Origin of the sequence: Lysinibacillus sp. FSL R5-0849 (assembly GCF_038595075.1) — a bacterium.
Taxonomy (GTDB): domain Bacteria; phylum Bacillota; class Bacilli; order Bacillales_A; family Planococcaceae; genus Lysinibacillus; species Lysinibacillus fusiformis.
Map to the genome: position 1 here is coordinate 3,190,520 of NZ_CP152004.1, position 17,100 is coordinate 3,207,619.

Here is a 17,100-nt window from a genome sequence, read left to right on the forward strand (position 1 = left end):
GACTAGAAAGCCTATAATATCAATACTTTCGATGTTCGCTACCGCAATTAAATTTCATAGTTTTAAGTATATAAATACAGTGGGATTGGACTCCTCAATAAGAATTGATTGAAAAAAATATTATATTCTACGAAATAAAAAAAGTCAGCTACACAGACAAAAGCTGTATATACTGACTTTTTTTATTCATTTATTTGTTGATGGATTGTTGAATAAGATTTGTTAAAACCTCTACACCCTTTTTCTCTAAATGAACACCATCTGGAGCGAAGTATTCTGGATGATTAAGGGCTGCCGCATGCCAGTCAATGAGTGTAATATTTTCATGTTCCTCTGACTTTTGGAGTAAAGACGCATTCACTTTCCCTTCCCATGAACGAGGCACACGTGTATTTACTAAATAAATATCTGCATGAGCAAATGCAGCAAGAAGTGTATCTATTTGGTCATTCGTAAAATAGCCATTTGTCCCTAATTGGATTATTATCGCATTATTAGATTGATTAAAACTCGCATAATTTGGTCCTAGCTTGACAGCTTGTGAAACTTGACGACCTATCTTCCCATCAATTGTAATGTTCGGAAAAACCTTATGTAAGCTCGTTGCTATATCGATCATAACAGAATCACCAATTGCTAGTATGTTTTGATAAGCATCCTCTTTCTCAGGCACAACATTTGTTTCGTTTTCTTCTGGCTTTGGTGTTTCTATATCTGGAACATCAACTTCTTCTTCCTTACTAGGTGAAGGATTGTCAGTTGTTTTGTCCGGTTCTTTTATTGGATTAGCAGTAGGTTCATCACCATTAATTTTAATGGCAGTTGGATACGAATCCTTTGAACTTTGCTGGCCTTCTCCCACGACCCCTGTAATCCCTGTGAAAAATACAAGAAGGAAAAGTGGAGCCATGACAGTAGATACTTTTCTTGAAAATGTGAGGCTTCCCCATTTCTTTTTATTGAATACGAAATATTTCCGATAATATGCCCAGAATCCTTCTTTACGGATCGGCATTTCAATAAAGCGATAGGAGCATTCTGCAATCGTCACGATGAGTACTAACTGAAGCGCAATTCGCCAATAGGAGGGGTTTCCAATTTCATGAATAGGTGTGCCTAATACCATGACGGGGTAGTGCCAAAGATAAATACCGTAGGATCGTGAGCCAATCCAACATAGTGGTTTCCACGCAAGTATTCTTCCTAAAATACTAACTGGATGACAAACACAAGCAATTAATACGGCTGCATTCAAGCAAAATAGGAACATTCCGCCTCTATAAAGGAATGTTTGAAATTCATCCACATACATAATGCTGACAAGAAAAATAGTAAACGAAATAAAGCTAATACTATTTAATTTCTTCATATGGTTTATTGATAATTTTTGTGATGATAGTCTTTTCATTGGCCAAATAAGCGCTAACCAGCAGCCAATTAATAATTCAAAACAGCGTGTGTCCGTTCCATAATATACACGACTCGGATCAGCACCTGGCTGGTAAAGTATTGCCATTAATAGGGCCGAGCAAATAGCTCCAATAAAAACAATCTTTGCTAGTTTACTTTGTTTTTTTACAACATACAGTCCTATCATTAAAAGTAATGGCCAAATAACATAAAATTGTTCTTCAATGGCTAATGACCATAAATTTTTTAAGGGTGATGGAGAACCGAAACTATCAAAATAAGAAAGTTTATGAAAAATGAACCACCAATTACTTGAATAGAAAATAGAAGACAGTGCATCTCCACGTAATGTATGAAGGAGCTCTTTATGAAAGAGCATTGCCCAAACAAATGATGTAATAATCATAACGTAGGCAGCCGGTAGTAACCGTCTAAATCGTCCAATCCAAAATTTCTTTAGACTGACTGTTAATTGGTTGCCCTTTAAAGGTAACATGGTAGAGGTGATTAAATAGCCTGATAGCACAAAAAAGATATCAACTCCTAAAAAGCCACCTCTAGCCCAACTGAAGTTAAAATGATAAGCAATAACTGCTAATACAGCTAATGCTCGAATCCCGTCTAGTCCAGGAATGTAACGATGATTTAATGACTTGCCTGACATACTATTCCTTCCTTCAATAATCTATAAAACCTATTGTCAAGTATTGTGAAACCTTGATTGAAAACCATCCCCTCTCAAATGATTAGTTTGTTCACTTATATGTTTGACGTTTGAGAAACGATAAAAGTTTTAGAGAAATATTGAATGTCATTACTTTTCTAGTCTCTTATAAAATTCATTCTCTACATATGTATTTCTAAAAAGGCATTACCATAAATGGTAGATACTACAAAAGCTCTTTCACCCTGTTAGCATATGCCTTCATTCATTATAAAATCGTGAGCCAACTTGAAAATTATAAGGCAAGAATTGAGCAATGGAAAGCCCAATAATTAGATTTTTTTCTGGAAATTTTTATTATAATAAAATATCAAAAAGCGAGCCTATAGGAGACTCACTTTTTGATTACTATGTTTATTTTTTTGAATCATTAACAAATGCCTTTGATATGGCTTTCCCGATTACCGCAATCGTTCGATTTACCTCTTCTTCTGTATTGCCAATCCCACCGATTTCAATAATCATCATTTGCTTTGCTAAATCTTGATTATATCTCCCATCGACACCATCTCCACTTTTGGAAATAACACCTTTTGATATTTTCGGAACGATGGCATTCAATGTGGAAGATAAACTCTCTGCATAAGCTGTGTTCCAGCGGTAATTAGCATGCTCTGCCCCAACGACGATAGCGATTTTCGCATAGTTTTCCCCATTATATGAGATCGTTGTAAGATCATGTTTTAAGGAATCACGATGTAAATCTAGTATTAAATCATAATTATTGGTTTCTAAATGTTTACTAAGAAAAGGTCTTATCACATCATAGGATTGATGATAGCCCTTCCCCTGTGCTTGTAATTCCTTCATAGTATCTACATCAAGAATATCCGTCTTTAAACCATTGACATTAAAATGATTCACAATCTTATCCTTCAAGCTCATAATGTTGACCGTTTCATGAGAAGTCGCTACCTTACCACTCACAGCTTTCACCATCGGTTCGTATGCTTCATGCGTATGCGTAAATAATACTAACACCTTAAACGGATCTAAATCTGGTTCAGGCTCTTTCGTTTGTTCAAGTACATTCTGTTCTTCTAGATTAGTAGCGGCAAACACGACTTGTTTATCTTCAGGTTGTTTAATCGGAGTCGATGCTTGCTTGTTGAACGGAAGTTGCCCAGCAATGACAGGTAATACGAAAAAGAACAATAATATACCAAATGACCATTGTAGTTTTTTTAGCAAAGTCACACCCTCCTCCCCATATCGTATGGAGGGGGGGTGTCATTTAGAACGTAAAAATTTTTCCTGATTTATGCATAATGTTAGCTAATTTTTATAAATCACTGGCCCAGTTCATCAGCATTGAAGCGACTAAATTTGCGTAACGATCAATCCAGTAATCCGCTTCTTTAGGCGTTACCATCAATTGTCTATGTGAGGCTGCAAAAGTTTCTTCAAACAATTGCTGACGTTCCTCTCTCGTCCATGTTGCCCATTCCCCGAAAATAGGTTCTACCAATGACATATCTAGCTCTTTGTCGATATTTGGCTGCCATGAGGATAATGATAGCTTCGATGAAGGATTACTACGTTCAGCTACGCGAGCCGCTATTGATCGCAGCATAACTTCTACCGCATCAGCAATTAAAACAGGCGCATCTACCACTGTCGGTATACCAATGGCTGTTACAGGAATGCCAAGCATTTCATAGGAGATTTCTTGCCTTTGATTCCCTACACCTGACCCTGGATGTATACCTGTATTCGTTAATTGAATGGTTTTGCAAAGTCGATTACTAGCTCTTGTCGCAAGCGCATCAACGACAATGACTAATTTTGGCTTTAATCGCTCAGCAATTGCGGCTACAAACTCTCCCGTTTCATAGCCCGTTTGTCCAGTGACACCTGGGGCATACATAACAAATTTATCATCAATCACATCTAAACTATGCAAATGATCAATCAGATACGGACCAATCGCATCAGGTGTAATCGTGCGATTACCCAAACCAATAATTAAAATTTTATCGTCCTCTTGCCAGGAGAGCGATTCATGTAATTTTTTAAAATTCTCTAGCAATTCTTGCTCCAGCTGTATAAATCCGTCCTGATCTTCTAATGTCAGTGTCGGAACAGAAAGGGTAATATATTGGCCTTCTTTTTTGCCAATTTGCTTCTCACCCTCTCCATCCACTAGCACATCCGTAATTTTCACTCGTCCGGCTGTTCGGTCCTCAATTTGAACGCCACTCGATTGTTTAAGCTTTTCTTTTTGCTCTTTCGTCTGATGGACAACTACCTCTTCAGATTCATCGATTAAATCTGTCCGATACCAGTTAAAATTTTGCATACAAATCACCTCAAGCAGTAGTTTGTTCAAACTGTCAAGTAAATATTCTTTGCATTTATCTATTGCAATTTAGCCAAGCGTTTGTTAAAATGATTTTTGTTGTATTGACACAAGAAATCAATGAGAAGATATCATCTCGTACCTAATTTAGGAGGTGAAATATATGCCAAACATTAAATCTGCGATTAAACGCGTAAAAGTTAACGAAAAAGCTAACATTGCTAATTCTCAAGCTAAATCTGCTATGCGTACTACAGTGAAAAAAGCTGAAAACGCTGTTGCTGACAATGCTGAAAACAAACAAGAACTTTTACAAGCAGCTTTCAAATCATTAGATAAAGCAGCTTCAAAAGGACTTATCCACAAAAACGCGGCGGCTCGTAAAAAGTCTCGCCTTGCTAAAAAAGCGTAATTGTTTAAAGGATCAGATACTCTATTAAGAGTAGCTGGTCTTTTTAATTTTTATCGAAAACATAAAAGCTGTCCGCTATTGGACAGCTTTTGTATTAAAGTTGACGAAGTAAAAAGAGCTCCAAATATCGTTCGCGATTACCACCTGTTGATTTCAACTGTAAATCGACCTCCGCTAGTTGATATAATGCTCTCAGTAAGCTTTCTTCTGACGGACGATTACGTTGCTCCGTCATTAATTTGACACGATACGGATGTATTTTTAAATTTTTGGCGATTTGCTGCGGATGGTACCCTTTTTTCAATAAATAAAAAACATTCGACATCGTGCGAACATTGGATGCTAGTAGTCCAACAAGCATAATCGGCTCTTGCTTTTGTCGCAATAAATCATGATAAATCGACAAAGCGCTGACCGAATCATTGGCCAAATAGGCGTTGAGCATTTTAAAGGCGTCCTGCTCCAATGTTTTTGCCACTAAATCCTCCACTAGCGATACCGTAATTTCTCCGCCTTCACCAAGATAAAGGGTAAGCTTGTCTATTTCCATTTGTAATTGAAGCATGTTCGCCCCAACCATCGTCACAAGAAGCTCGATCGCATCCTGTGTAATGCTATTGCCCTGTGCCTTAACATTACTTTGAATCCAAACAGCTAAATCCTGCTCTTTAGGTGTTTCTGCTTCGACCAGTAATGCATGCTCTTTCATCATTTTTGTCACTTTTTTACGCTCATCTAACTTTTCATATGGAGCAATAAAAACGGTTACGGAAAAATCAGAAGGGTTGGACAACCATGTCTCCAGTCGTTTCACATCATGGTCAATCTTTTCTTTGCCTTTCTCTGTCGCCTTTAAAAATGAAGCATTTTTGGCAATAATGAGCTTTTGCGCAGAGAAAAAGGGAATGGTATCCGCTTCATCCATAACAGCATCAACAGGCACTTCATCTAAATCAAAAGTACTCATTTCCAGCTCGTCTTCTGGTCCCATTGCTTCTTTTATACGCTTAATGGTTTCATCTATAAAATAGCTTTCTTCACCAACTAGTAGATATACTGGTGCCAGCTCACCTTTTTTTATTGTTTTCCAAACCGTTGAAATCATAATTTTCCCTCCATCTAGCAATACTATAAGTATACATGATTTTATCTGGATTGAGCAGGCTACAACCTTGATAGATACCATACTTATATGGCGTTCATTTGGTAAGCCAATCCAAGATTACGGCTCTGTCGAGCAATCACCAAGCTATCTTAGGTGTCCTGTAGTGAGTTTGACCGAATTGTGTCGATTCCTTGCCAGCCGGGGAATTCTCCTTTTCGATATAGCTTTTATGTACATGTTGTCTTATAATAAATAACAGAATTGGAGGGATAACAATGAATCCATTTGAAGGAAAAAACATACAATGTCGACGTAACGATGCAATCGATTCAGGTGTTGGTTTCGGTGTATCATTTGGCGTTTTCACACTAATGTTTATTATCGCGACAATAGTAGAGTTCGTATCACAGTAATCAGACTTAAATACGAAGGAAAAAGACCTTGATCATTGGACAAGGTCTTTTTCTTTTGCTGTGACTGTCCAACGATTACCCTGAATACGTACTTCGATTGTGCCATCCACCCCCGTTGTCCAAGTAGCTAAATTCCGATTGACAAATCGCTCAACTACCTCTTCATGTGGATGACCATAACGATTTTGAAGCCCAGCACTGAAAACGGTGAATTGAGGTTGTACGAGCTCTACAAATGATTCGATACTAGATGTTTTACTGCCATGATGACCAGCCTTCAGAAGGGTTATATTAGCTATTAGAGGTCCATAATGCATCATAAGCTGTTGTTCGCCATATTTCTCTAAATCACCTGTAAATAACGCTGTAAACGCCTTCTGACGCATGTATAAAACAAGGGAGTCATCATTACCCTCGTAATAGGTATCCTGAGGCCATAAATAAGAAAAGCTAGTCTCGCCTTTCTGCCATGAAGTGCCCTTCATCTTTTCTTTTATAGGAACGTTTTGCTTTTGGGCTTCCCTTAACAAATCTCTCATAATAGGCTGTCCCAACGAACCAGGTGTAACGTGAATTTCTTTCATCCCAATCTCTTGTAAAATCTCCTCGGCTCCTTCCACATGATCAGCGTCTGCATGCGAAACAATAAAAATATCAATGGTTCGTATTCCTTTCCCTTTCAGAAATGGGACTACCACTTGTTTCCCCACCTCGTAAACTTTATTTGGCTTCTTCCATTGCTCTTGTTCAAAGCGTAAAAGGCCACCAGCATCAATGACATATACAGCCTCCCTAAATGGCAATTCAATCACAATGCAATCACCCTGCCCTACATTTAAAAACGTTATCTTTGTGTCACTATAAAGCATTGGGTAAACATGAATCCAGATCGCTGGGATGACTAAAACAACAATCGCATGCCCAAAACGTTTTGTTTCTAAGAAATAGAAACACGCGAGAACGCTTAGCATCGCTAAACAACAAAGCCAGATGGATGGTTTACCTGGTGACCATAATTGAAAAGGCAGTGCTTGTATTGAAAAAATGACATTCGTTAGCCCATTTCGCAGAGGCTCGTAGCCTGCAAATAAAAGGTTTGCTAATGGTAAGGAAATATACGTAAGAACTAACGCTACCATATTAAAAGGTAAAATAACGAAGGAAAACAAAGGAACGAAGATAATATTGACAAAAAACGAGGAAATGGAAAGTTCATAAAAATGATGAAGTAATAAAGGATAGACGAGTAGCTGACAGACGAATGTGACGAAAAAAGAACGGGATATCCAATTGCTAGTCTGGGTAAAAATAAAACTAGAATAAACTAGACTAGCCGCTGCTAAATAGGACAGTTGGAAACCAATTTGAAAGATTACTCCCGGTTCAAGTAAAACAAACCCTGTAAAGCTGATAGCAAGTGCGTCATCGATTGACAGCTCCCATTTCAAATAACGGAGCAACATCATTAATTCTACGACTGAGACTGCTCGCCATACAGACGGAGCACCCCCCGCAATGACCCCGTAGATCGGTAGTAAAATGAGCAAGGCCACAGTCGCCATCTCTTTGCGAATACGTATGCGTAGCAAGCCTTCAAAAAATAACCATGACATCAGTGCTACATGTAAACCAGAGATTGCAAATAAATGAGTGATTCCTAGCTTTTGATAGGCTCGTTGTAGCTCATCATCCATTTGATCCTGCTCTCCAATGAGAAGGGCTTGAGCCTCCGCTACTAGTGTTTGGGGAAATGTCATTTCTATATGTCTTTTCATCTGTTGTCTCAGTTTAGCGAGAAATATGGTGGGGGAACTGCGCTTCTCCATAAAGGTCCAACTAGTGATTTCAACGATACCAGTTGCCCCCTTACTCGTTAAATAAGTTGACATAGAAAAGGCGTAATCATGGGCTGATGGAGAAGGAGTCACAAACTCACCTTTCGCAAGATACGTCATTCCTGCTATAGATGTATGTTCATAATTAACTTTTTCTTGTTCTGAGGAAAATGTATATACTACATATAACTTTTGACCATTTGTAGTTGTAGCAAATCCACGGAGCTTTTGGCCGCTTATTTTATAGTCGTTTGACCAAGTTAAAGGGAAAGAGGATGGCAGTGGGGTAGGTGCTATTAATTGAATTGTCACAAAAAAAATATGCGATAATAAGCCACCTATTAACACAATTATCACTAAGAAACGTGACTCACCCTTTAAGATGAGCCACAGGGCTAAAAGAAGTACTAATACGAGTAGCCATGCCGACTTGTGAGCAGCTAAGGAAGCGACAAGTACAGCGAGAGCTATATAAATCCATTTATGCCTTAAAGCTTTATACCAAATAGTGCACTCACCTTCTGTTCATACGGAAGCAATTTTTCTGCTGGCAATCCGTTCTCGCGAAGTTCATGAAGCATCTCTGTATACAAGGCTAGTTTTTCATCTCGTAAAAAATCGATTTTCCGTTCATCAAATGGTACATGGACGACTGTCACACCTGCTTTTTCAAATAATTCTTGAGCATATGGATTATTTTTATAATCAGTTGCATAACAAACACGCTCAATGCCTGCTTGAATAATAGATTTTGTACAGGGGAGACATGGGAAATGAGTCACATATAAATCTGCACCTTTTGTTGGTGTGCCGTATTTAGCACATTGTAGTAACGCATTCATTTCAGCATGCACCGTACGCACACAATGGTTGTCCACCACATAGCAGCCTTTTTCGATACAATGCTCATCACCCGTAATGGACCCATTATATCCCCCTGCTATAATCCTCTTATCGCGGACAACAGTCGCTCCTACCGCTAGTCTTGTACATGTACTACGCAATGCGAGTAAATGGCTTTGAGCCATAAAAAATTGATCCCAAGTAATTCGCTCCATATGACTACCTCCAAAATTTTGCCTTACAAGTTTTTCGATCACGTTGCTTTTCTACTATAGTGTAGCCCTTTTGGAAAAGGGGCGTCAATATGTCATATGCTATTAGCTTTACTTAACTGTAATAGAATCCTTTAATTTCTCAAATGTTTTCTCACCAATACCACTAACATTTCTTAAGTCATCAATAGTTTGAAAGTGTCCGTTTTCCTCCCGATAACTAAGAATACTTTGAGCTTTTGAGGGGCCAATTCCTGGTAATGTGGCAAGAGTCTCCGTATCAGCGATATTGATATTAATTTTTTGATCCTTATTCTCGCTCTCTATAGGTGAAATGAGCAGATTTGTAGATGCATCTACAAGATGCTCACCCTTGATGGGAATATAAATGACCATTTCGTCCTGAACTTTTTGCGCATGATTAACAAGTTGCGTATCCGCATTCTCAATATAACCACCTGCAAGCTGAATGGCATCGATAATACGATTATCTGGCTGAAGCTCATAAACGCCCGGATACATAACAGCACCCTTTATATCAACAAATATCTGCTGTTGGACCGCCTCTTCCACAGTAGATACCACTTGATTTATTTCTTCAATAGGTTGGATGGTTTCGATGAGCTCTTCTTGGGGAAGTGAAGAGTCAGAACTCGAAAAATAGAAGTAAAAAAATAGTCCACTGATTACTAGTACGCCAGGGATTAGCATACCTTTTTTGTACTTTTGCCATAAAGATTGCAACATAGTACCATCCTTTCAATGCAAAAGGTCATCATATGGAGGTACCCTCATCATACACTAACAAACCTGAATTGCAAACCTGAAAGCAGGGACGGAAAGCTCTCATTTGATCGCTCGATTGGTTATTTTTGTGGTTCTATCCGCCACTTTTGCGGTTCTATCCGTCACTTTGACTACTTTATCCTTCACCCTCGCTGTTTTATCCGTCACTTTTGTTGCGCTATCCGTCACTTTCGCGATTCTATCCGCCACTTTGACTACTTTATCCATCGCTTTCGCTTTTATCCTTCACCCTCGATGCTCTATCCATCACTTTTGCGATTCTATCCGTCACTCTTGCTGTGCTATCCGTCACTCTTGCTGTGCTATCCGTCACTTTTGTGATTCTATCCGTCACTTTGACTACTTTATCCATCGCTTTCGCTTTATCCGTCACTCTCGCTGTTCTATCCGTCACTTTCGCTGTTTTATCCATCACCCTCAATGCTCTCTCCACCAGCTTCACAAAAAAAATCCACACTACCAATCGGCAGTGTGGTACTTTCCCATATTTACTTTACCGCACGGATGAAAATGCGTTCGCTTTCATATTCGGGTGCTTCGTCTGTAAAATCTGATGTTACTTCCAGATCACTAAAGCCGATGTCGTGAAGCCAAGTCATATATTGGTCGATAGGAAACGTGCGTTGAATATGTTCCTCATCAAAGCGTTCATATAAATCACTCGTAGCATCACGCACATAAAAGGTCATTTGATGGATAATGGAATGCTCAAAGTCTCCGGGCTCTGTATGCCATACATAACTAATGTCTCCATCGTCATACGTAAATGGACCATCTAAAAAGATTTCTGTCATTTTAAATAGTGAATGGACATCAAAAAATAGCTGGCCCCCATCTCGTAGTGCTTTATAGATCCGTTCTAATGTCGTATAGACTGCTTGCTCCTCTACAACATAATTCAGAGAATCAATGGCAATTGTGACCACATCGACTTCCTCAAAGCCATCGAGTTCGTCCATGGACATACAATAAAATGGAGCCTCGTATCCTGCATCAGTAAAACGCTCAGTCGCAATGGAAAGCATCTCTTCTGATAAATCAACGCCGCTGACTTTGTAGCCAGCCTGTGCAAATAACAAGCTAAGCACACCAGTTCCACAACCAATATCTAATAGCTTTTTGTATTGGCCGCTAGGTGCATGCTGTACAACCCAATCTACATAGAGATTGTAAGGAATATCAGTTTGTAGCTCATCATAGACATGGGCGAAGCGTTCGTAACTACTCACTTAGGCCTCTGGCATGTCTAATTGTGGTGCATCGCCCCATAGACGCTCTAAATTATAATAAGCACGCTCATCTTTATGGAATACGTGTGCTACTACATCTCCTAGGTCTACTAGAACCCAACGAGCTCCATCAAAACCTTCGACACGGCGAATTTCATAGCCATCTTTTTCGGCTACATCCTGTAATTCGCGTGCAATTGCTTGCACCTGACGATCTGAGTTACCATGGGCAATGATAAAGTAATCTGCTAAAAGAGAAATTCCTTGCATATTTAAAACGACAATATCCTCACCATGTTTGTCGTCGATCGCTTTGTAAGCTGCTTGTAATAAAGTTGAAGTCATCCTTCACTATCCTCTCTGTTCATCATATCGTTATAACATTCTATTGATAACGGATAAATAGGCTGCCTTGTGTCGATTAAAAATGCCAATGTATGACGGACACATGCACTCATGGCCTTATCCAAATTTTTTTGCGCCTTTTTGCGCAGACGATCCACACCAGCAAATTGGCGATTTGGTTCAATCATATCTGCGACAAAAATAATTTTTTCTAAACGACTCATATTAGGTCGTCCTGTCGTATGGAAACGAATAGCATTCAACAGCTCATCATCTTTGATGCGGAATTCACTTTCTGCAATATATGCACCAACTGGGCCATGAAGTAGTTCACTGCCCCAGCCAATGAGACGTTCATCTAACTTTTCCGTTCGGACGATTTGCTCCATCCATTCTATTTCTGCATATTTAGCAATATCATGAAGGATTGCAGCTGTTTCAGCCTTTTTCTCATCCTCGCCGTACATTCGTGCAAGATCGATGGCCGTTTCCATAACACCGATTGTATGAATATAACGTTTTTCCGGCATTCTGGGCTTAATCGCCGCTAAATACTGTTCGCGTTCCATAAAGACCTTCCTCTCGTATGAACGACTCTACCGCTTCTGGTAGTAAAAGTGTCACCGTTCCTCCAGTCGCTAGGCGTTCACGAATCAGCGTGGACGATAAATCGATTTGAGGCACCTCCACCATGCATATAGGGTACTCTGTAGTGGCTGCCGTTCCTGGACGCTTGACACCAACAAATTGGACAAGCTCTACTAAGTCATCTATACAATGCCATGTATGTAGCGAATCAATCATATCGCCACCGATAATAAAGTAGAATTTTACAGAAGGTTCCTTTCTACATAATGCCGAAAGTGTCTCATAGGAATAGGATACGCCACCCTTGTCTACCTCATACGACTCTACCGAAAAATAAGGAAATGGGCGAATTGCAAGCTCCACCATTTCAAGTCGTTCCACATTACTGGCATCATACCGTGCATGCTTATGTGGCGGTATGGCATTCGGCATAAAGCGTATTTCATCGAGTTGCAATGCATGAAATACCTCATTTGCCATTAATAAATGCCCCATATGTGGAGGATTAAACGTACCTCCTAGTAAACCGACCCTTTTCATCGTCTCACCTTATTTCGTTGCTTTTGGTAATACAATCTTTTTTTGATTGCGTGATTCTTTATATAAAACAACTGTAAGGCCGATTAATTGGACAAGCTCTGCATGTGCACCTTTTGCAAGTGCTTCTGCCACTTCATGTTTATCCTCTTCACAATTATCTAAAATACGCACTTTAATTAGCTCACGTACTTCTAATGCCTCACGAATTTGCTTAGTCATTTCATCATTTACGCCACCTTTTCCCACTTGGAAAATTGGTGATAAATGGTGTGCTTCTGCACGTAAAAAACGTTTTTGTTTACCTGTTAACATAAAAATTAGTTTCCTCCTAATTGCGCCTTTAGCTGCGCAATCATTGAATTTGTATTTGGATAGTTGCCCAACCAGTGCTCAAAAGATATGGCTCCTTGATGCACAAACATCCCTAAACCTGTCACAATTGTTGCCCCTTTTTCCTCAGCCGCTTGTAAAAAAGGCGTCATTAATGGATTATACACAATATCCGCAACAATTGCTCCTTTCTCAAGACGATTTAAGGAAAATGGCATTGAAAAATTGCCCGTAGCAAGACCTGCCGAAGTCATTTGCACAATGATGCTGAATTCAGCCAATGTCTCTTCCGCTTCCTTTAATGAAATGGCACGGCCAATACCCATTTCATCCACAATAGCTTGGGCATTGGCTACTGTACGATTGGTAATGGTCAAATCATTATAGCCTTGCTGCTGCATAGCAAATGCTATACCTCGGGCAGCGCCGCCTGCACCAACAAGTAATACAGGCTTGTCTTTATGTGATGAACCTACTGCTTCTTCTAGTGAACGCACAAAGCCGACACCATCTGTATTAAAGCCTTTCAGCTTTCCGTTTGTTGTTCGTACAACTGTATTCACTGCTCCCATTTTTTGCGCCAACTCATCTAGCTCATCTAAATAGGGAATGATTGCTGTTTTATGAGGAATTGTTACATTCCAGCCACTTGCCCCTAAAGTTTTCAAGCCAGCAACTGCTGACTCTAATTGCTCAGAAGATACATGTATTGGAATATATGTCGCATCTATGGACATTTCCTCAAACCAAGCATTGTGCATGGCTGGTGATTTTGAATGTTCGATCGGATCACCAATAACTGCAAACCACTTCTTCATTTCCTAGTCCCTCTTCTCTCCTTCATCCTTCACCTTCTATATAAGTGATGGACGTATTGAAACTTGTACACCTTTAGGCGCGTATGCTGCTACTACGACATTTGCATGCTGTACAGTAATCCAACCTAGCCCAGAAAATACAACATCTGTTTTGGCTTCTTTGATGGAAAACTCATGGCGAACTAAAGGTGGAAGTTGGTCAATAAACTCTTCAGTCGGTGGTGCCAAAAGTTCTCCCTTATGTTCTGCATACAGCATATCTGCCTTCTCAAGCTTTGTTCGGTGAATCGGTAAATCATTTGCCACATGGATGGTAAAGGCAGAACGGTCTCCTTGAATAAAATCAAATCTCGCCAATGCCCCAATAAATAAGGTTTGTCCCGCATTTTGTTGGTAGACTTTAGGCTTGATTTCTTTTTTTGGCATAATGTATTTTAATTCACTTGAATCAATATGATGGGCCATTTGATGGTGATTAATAATACCAGGCGTATCATATAATGCACTTCCATCATCCAATGGAATTTCAATCATATCTAATGTAGTACCTGGGAAATGGGATGTAGTAATAACCTCACCCTCTCCTGTTGCCTGCTTAATAATGCGGTTAATGAATGTGGATTTTCCTACATTGGTACAACCCACAACATAAACATTTTGCCCTTGTCGATATTCATCAATGGCTTCCATTGCTTCGGCCATTCCCTTACCTTTATGGGCACTTACTAACAGCACATCAACAGGCTGAAGTCCTAACGCTTTTGCTTCGCGTTTTAACCAATTGATAACTTTTTTCGGTTTAACCGATTTCGGTAATAAATCAGCTTTATTCGCAATCAAAAGCACAGGATTCTTCCCTACAAAACGGTGTAGGCCAGGTAGCCAGCTCCCATTAAAATCAAAAATATCAACAATTTTTACGATTAAGCCTTGCTGTGTACCAAGGCCATTTAAAATGCGTAAAAAGTCGTCATCAGTTAATGACACTGGTTGAATTTCATTGTAATTTTTCAAACGGAAGCAACGTTGGCAAATGACCGCATCCTTTTCTAGTGATGATGGGGGTGCATACCCAACTGCTGTTTTATCTTCTGTTTGAATTGTTGTACCACAGCCAATACAATTTGGCATTTCAATCATTCTTGTTCCTCCCAAGTTATAATTCCTTTTCGTTTCAAATCATTAAACACTCGACGTTCAATGAATCGATTCAGTTTTGTTACAAGGCCATCAGACTGTGCAACAGGTTTTACTAGCACTGTATGCAAGCCTAAGCGATTCGCACCCATTACATCTGTAAGAAGCTGATCGCCTACCATGACTACTTCATTAGGACGCAAGCCTAATTGAATAAGGGCATTATAAAAAGCATTTCGCAATGGCTTTTTTGCCTTATGAATATATGGAATACCTAAAGGCTCTGCGAAGCGTTTAACACGTGCCTCCTTGTTATTAGACGCAATAATAACACGAATACCGGATTCCTTCATGATGCGCAGCCAGATAATCAATTCCTCTGTTGCATCCTCACGATCCCACTCCACAAGGGTATTATCTAAATCGGTAATGATCCCTCTAATACCTAATTCTTGTAGTTTTTCAGGTGTAATTTCGAAAATATTCGTCACAAATTCGTTTGGTAATAAAAAATTATACAAAATAGCGACCCCTAATCTTAACGTATTATTCGACCATTATAGCATATTTGCAAAGGCTTCACCCATTCGAATTGGGTTGCCCTGAACAACATTTTCAGTAAACTCAATTGAATCCTTTTCAAACAGCATCACAACTGTTGAACCAAATGAGAAATAACCGACTTCCTGCCCTTTATACCAGTGTATTGTTCTATTCGTGAGCACAATTGAATTCACGAAGGTCGCACCCACTTTTATAAACGCTACTTGCTGATTATGTGCAGTTTTCAACTCTGTCACTAAACGGTAATTATGGGAAATTGGCTTTTTACCGTATGTAAGACCTATTTGATTCACAGGATAAGATTTCTGACCAAGCGTATACTGTCTTAGTACTTCCCCATCAATCGGGCTGTGAATACGGTGATAATCAGCAGGACTTAAATAAAAGACAATAAAATGGCCGTCTACATAGTTGGCTGCTCGCTCCGAATGACCAAGTAAATCCTCAAGTGCATATGGCTTACCCTTTACAAGAAAAGTCATATCCCATTCAATCCTTCCAAAGGATTCTACCTTGGCATCTACAGGACTTACATACACCATCGGATTTTTTTCAATTGGTCGTGCTTCTTCTAAAAGCTCTCTTGTAAAAAAATCATGTAAACTTGCAAATTGTTGTTGTTTTTTTGAAACTTCTTCAAGGTTTATATCGTATAACTTCATGTAGCTTGGAATTATACGTTTACTCCACTTAGCTTTCGCAATAGCTTGCAAAAGGTTGGAGGATTGCTTACCATTCGTTAGTTCTATCAAGCGTTGATATAGTTTTTCTTTCATTAGTAAAAACCCCTATCCATTAATTTAGACTGTCAATTTTTTCGCATTCGAAGTATAATGGTACAATATCTTAAGTGCAAAGGAGTGATCCCCCTTGTTTTTTTATCACAAGTTGGTGGATACCACGGTTAAGAAAATGAAATCGCACGCAGCTAACTTCATTACAATTAGTAATATGTCCTTTGGAGGCGCGGCTATAATGGCCACTTTACATGAATACTATAGCTATAGTGTCTTGTTTATCTTTATTGCAGCTCTACTTGATCGCTATGATGGTAAGGTAGCTAGAGCACTCGGACAAGTGTCTGAGTTAGGTAAACAATTAGATTCTATGAGTGATATTATATCATTTGGCGTGGCGCCTGCATTATTAATGTACGAAGTTGTTCTAGTTGATTTTGGTTTTGTCGGCATGATGATGGCCGTCCTGTTTATCGTTTGTGGTGCGATGCGATTAGCCCGCTTTAATATTAGTGAAGCAAATGGCTATTTCACAGGTTTACCTATTACAGCTGCTGGTACGTTCTTAACTTTAACGTATTTTGTAGCGACTACGTTCCATCCGGCCTTTTATCTTTTCCTTTTTCCAATTTTAGCTTTCCTCATGATTAGTACATTTACGTTAAAAAAAGTGTAACAGCACAATTGCTGTTGCACTTTTTTCATTTCCCACAGCTTTGAAACATATACTGTCGAAAAATGGGGAAAGGATG

Annotated in this window: 21 protein-coding genes; 3 read left to right on the forward strand and 18 right to left on the reverse strand. The window is 39.2% G+C overall.

All coding sequences use genetic code 11. The features are described 5' to 3' along the window. Positions 1-190: 190 nt before the first annotated feature. The 3 genes from MKY80_RS15690 to gpr form a co-directional block, all read right to left on the reverse strand. Entirely contained in the window at positions 191-2,074 is a 1,884-nt protein-coding gene (locus MKY80_RS15690; RefSeq protein WP_342530139.1) for an acyltransferase family protein, read from the reverse strand. Positions 2,075-2,488: 414 nt separating this feature from the next. Continuing rightward, positions 2,489-3,331, reverse strand: coding sequence for a stage II sporulation protein P (spoIIP, locus tag MKY80_RS15695; protein ID WP_225316126.1), 843 nt, complete (start codon positions 3,329-3,331; stop codon positions 2,489-2,491). An 85-nt stretch (positions 3,332-3,416) separates the two neighbouring features. Continuing rightward, positions 3,417-4,433, reverse strand: coding sequence for a GPR endopeptidase (gpr, locus tag MKY80_RS15700; protein WP_312144038.1), 1,017 nt, complete (start codon positions 4,431-4,433; stop codon positions 3,417-3,419). A 163-nt stretch (positions 4,434-4,596) separates the two neighbouring features. Between gpr and rpsT the strand changes: the two genes are divergently transcribed. Then, a complete protein-coding gene (gene rpsT, locus MKY80_RS15705; protein ID WP_008180898.1) occupies positions 4,597-4,845 on the forward strand; it encodes a 30S ribosomal protein S20 in 249 nt (82 codons plus the stop codon). Positions 4,846-4,939: 94 nt separating this feature from the next. Here rpsT and holA read toward each other — a convergent pair whose 3' ends face one another. Further along, complete coding sequence (gene holA, locus MKY80_RS15710; protein ID WP_096365201.1) at positions 4,940-5,950, reverse strand: DNA polymerase III subunit delta; 1,011 nt, start codon at positions 5,948-5,950, stop codon at positions 4,940-4,942. Positions 5,951-6,225: 275 nt separating this feature from the next. Here holA and MKY80_RS15715 point away from each other — a divergent pair, with 275 nt between their 5' ends. Next, the gene (locus MKY80_RS15715; protein ID WP_004226902.1) at positions 6,226-6,363 is read left to right on the forward strand and encodes a YqzM family protein; all 138 of its coding nucleotides are present in this window, start codon (positions 6,226-6,228) and stop codon (positions 6,361-6,363) included. A gap of 32 nt (positions 6,364-6,395) precedes the next feature. On the opposite strand, the gene MKY80_RS15720 is transcribed toward MKY80_RS15715, so the two are convergent. The 14 genes from MKY80_RS15720 to MKY80_RS15785 form a co-directional block, all read right to left on the reverse strand. Next, positions 6,396-8,510 (reverse strand): DNA internalization-related competence protein ComEC/Rec2, encoded by a 2,115-nt coding sequence (locus tag MKY80_RS15720; RefSeq protein ID WP_342530146.1) that lies wholly within the window; start codon positions 8,508-8,510, stop codon positions 6,396-6,398. Between the two features lie 176 nt (positions 8,511-8,686). Then, positions 8,687-9,256 (reverse strand): ComE operon protein 2, encoded by a 570-nt coding sequence (locus tag MKY80_RS15725; RefSeq protein WP_008180909.1) that lies wholly within the window; start codon positions 9,254-9,256, stop codon positions 8,687-8,689. A 108-nt stretch (positions 9,257-9,364) separates the two neighbouring features. Further along, the gene (locus MKY80_RS15730; RefSeq protein WP_089986653.1) at positions 9,365-10,000 is read right to left on the reverse strand and encodes a helix-hairpin-helix domain-containing protein; all 636 of its coding nucleotides are present in this window, start codon (positions 9,998-10,000) and stop codon (positions 9,365-9,367) included. Between the two features lie 99 nt (positions 10,001-10,099). Further along, entirely contained in the window at positions 10,100-10,267 is a 168-nt protein-coding gene (locus MKY80_RS15735) for a hypothetical protein (protein WP_164908733.1), read from the reverse strand. Continuing rightward, on the reverse strand, positions 10,260-10,493 hold the full coding sequence (locus MKY80_RS15740; protein ID WP_342530151.1) for a hypothetical protein: 234 nt from the start codon (positions 10,491-10,493) through the stop codon (positions 10,260-10,262). The genes MKY80_RS15735 and MKY80_RS15740 overlap by 8 nt, the downstream gene beginning before the upstream one ends. 55 nt (positions 10,494-10,548) lie before the next feature. Beyond that, a complete protein-coding gene (locus MKY80_RS15745; RefSeq protein WP_089986654.1) occupies positions 10,549-11,289 on the reverse strand; it encodes a class I SAM-dependent methyltransferase in 741 nt (246 codons plus the stop codon). Then, complete coding sequence (gene rsfS, locus MKY80_RS15750; protein WP_008180916.1) at positions 11,290-11,634, reverse strand: ribosome silencing factor; 345 nt, start codon at positions 11,632-11,634, stop codon at positions 11,290-11,292. After that, a complete protein-coding gene (gene yqeK / locus MKY80_RS15755; RefSeq protein ID WP_089986655.1) occupies positions 11,631-12,203 on the reverse strand; it encodes a bis(5'-nucleosyl)-tetraphosphatase (symmetrical) YqeK in 573 nt (190 codons plus the stop codon). Before yqeK ends, rsfS begins: the two co-directional genes overlap by 4 nt. After that, positions 12,172-12,762, reverse strand: a complete 591-nt coding sequence (locus MKY80_RS15760) for a nicotinate-nucleotide adenylyltransferase (RefSeq protein ID WP_089986656.1) — start codon at positions 12,760-12,762, stop codon at positions 12,172-12,174. Before MKY80_RS15760 ends, yqeK begins: the two co-directional genes overlap by 32 nt. Positions 12,763-12,771: 9 nt before the next feature. Further along, positions 12,772-13,074 (reverse strand): ribosome assembly RNA-binding protein YhbY, encoded by a 303-nt coding sequence (yhbY, locus tag MKY80_RS15765; protein ID WP_008180921.1) that lies wholly within the window; start codon positions 13,072-13,074, stop codon positions 12,772-12,774. A 5-nt stretch (positions 13,075-13,079) separates the two neighbouring features. After that, the gene (aroE, locus tag MKY80_RS15770; RefSeq protein ID WP_008180923.1) at positions 13,080-13,910 is read right to left on the reverse strand and encodes a shikimate dehydrogenase; all 831 of its coding nucleotides are present in this window, start codon (positions 13,908-13,910) and stop codon (positions 13,080-13,082) included. A 36-nt stretch (positions 13,911-13,946) separates the two neighbouring features. Then, positions 13,947-15,050 carry a ribosome biogenesis GTPase YqeH gene (gene yqeH / locus MKY80_RS15775; RefSeq protein WP_089986657.1) on the reverse strand — a complete coding sequence of 368 codons (1,104 nt, stop codon included), beginning with the start codon at positions 15,048-15,050 and terminating at the stop codon, positions 13,947-13,949. Next, positions 15,047-15,568 carry a YqeG family HAD IIIA-type phosphatase gene (locus tag MKY80_RS15780; RefSeq protein WP_008180927.1) on the reverse strand — a complete coding sequence of 174 codons (522 nt, stop codon included), beginning with the start codon at positions 15,566-15,568 and terminating at the stop codon, positions 15,047-15,049. The genes yqeH and MKY80_RS15780 overlap by 4 nt, the downstream gene beginning before the upstream one ends. A 36-nt stretch (positions 15,569-15,604) precedes the next feature. Further along, positions 15,605-16,387, reverse strand: a complete 783-nt coding sequence (locus tag MKY80_RS15785; protein WP_008180928.1) for a phosphatidylserine decarboxylase — start codon at positions 16,385-16,387, stop codon at positions 15,605-15,607. A gap of 136 nt (positions 16,388-16,523) precedes the next feature. Here MKY80_RS15785 and pssA point away from each other — a divergent pair, with 136 nt between their 5' ends. After that, the gene (pssA, locus tag MKY80_RS15790) at positions 16,524-17,024 is read left to right on the forward strand and encodes a CDP-diacylglycerol--serine O-phosphatidyltransferase (RefSeq protein ID WP_008180930.1); all 501 of its coding nucleotides are present in this window, start codon (positions 16,524-16,526) and stop codon (positions 17,022-17,024) included. Positions 17,025-17,100 lie beyond the last annotated feature (76 nt).

What these genes read in the sequence shown, in the direction of transcription:
- MKY80_RS15690 (WP_342530139.1), bottom strand. Translation starts at nt 2,074, where the DNA reads ATGTCAGGCAAGTCATTAAATCATCGTTACATTCCTGGACTAGACGGG.
- gpr (WP_312144038.1), bottom strand. Translation starts at nt 4,433, where the DNA reads ATGCAAAATTTTAACTGGTATCGGACAGATTTAATCGATGAATCTGAA.
- rpsT (WP_008180898.1), top strand. Translation starts at nt 4,597, where the DNA reads ATGCCAAACATTAAATCTGCGATTAAACGCGTAAAAGTTAACGAAAAA.
- holA (WP_096365201.1), bottom strand. Translation starts at nt 5,950, where the DNA reads ATGATTTCAACGGTTTGGAAAACAATAAAAAAAGGTGAGCTGGCACCA.
- MKY80_RS15715 (WP_004226902.1), top strand. Translation starts at nt 6,226, where the DNA reads ATGAATCCATTTGAAGGAAAAAACATACAATGTCGACGTAACGATGCA.
- MKY80_RS15725 (WP_008180909.1), bottom strand. Translation starts at nt 9,256, where the DNA reads ATGGAGCGAATTACTTGGGATCAATTTTTTATGGCTCAAAGCCATTTA.
- MKY80_RS15730 (WP_089986653.1), bottom strand. Translation starts at nt 10,000, where the DNA reads ATGTTGCAATCTTTATGGCAAAAGTACAAAAAAGGTATGCTAATCCCT.
- MKY80_RS15735 (WP_164908733.1), bottom strand. Translation starts at nt 10,267, where the DNA reads ATGGATAAAGTAGTCAAAGTGGCGGATAGAATCGCGAAAGTGACGGAT.
- rsfS (WP_008180916.1), bottom strand. Translation starts at nt 11,634, where the DNA reads ATGACTTCAACTTTATTACAAGCAGCTTACAAAGCGATCGACGACAAA.
- yqeK (WP_089986655.1), bottom strand. Translation starts at nt 12,203, where the DNA reads ATGGAACGCGAACAGTATTTAGCGGCGATTAAGCCCAGAATGCCGGAA.
- MKY80_RS15760 (WP_089986656.1), bottom strand. Translation starts at nt 12,762, where the DNA reads ATGAAAAGGGTCGGTTTACTAGGAGGTACGTTTAATCCTCCACATATG.
- yhbY (WP_008180921.1), bottom strand. Translation starts at nt 13,074, where the DNA reads ATGTTAACAGGTAAACAAAAACGTTTTTTACGTGCAGAAGCACACCAT.
- aroE (WP_008180923.1), bottom strand. Translation starts at nt 13,910, where the DNA reads ATGAAGAAGTGGTTTGCAGTTATTGGTGATCCGATCGAACATTCAAAA.
- yqeH (WP_089986657.1), bottom strand. Translation starts at nt 15,050, where the DNA reads ATGATTGAAATGCCAAATTGTATTGGCTGTGGTACAACAATTCAAACA.
- MKY80_RS15785 (WP_008180928.1), bottom strand. Translation starts at nt 16,387, where the DNA reads ATGAAAGAAAAACTATATCAACGCTTGATAGAACTAACGAATGGTAAG.
- pssA (WP_008180930.1), top strand. Translation starts at nt 16,524, where the DNA reads ATGAAATCGCACGCAGCTAACTTCATTACAATTAGTAATATGTCCTTT.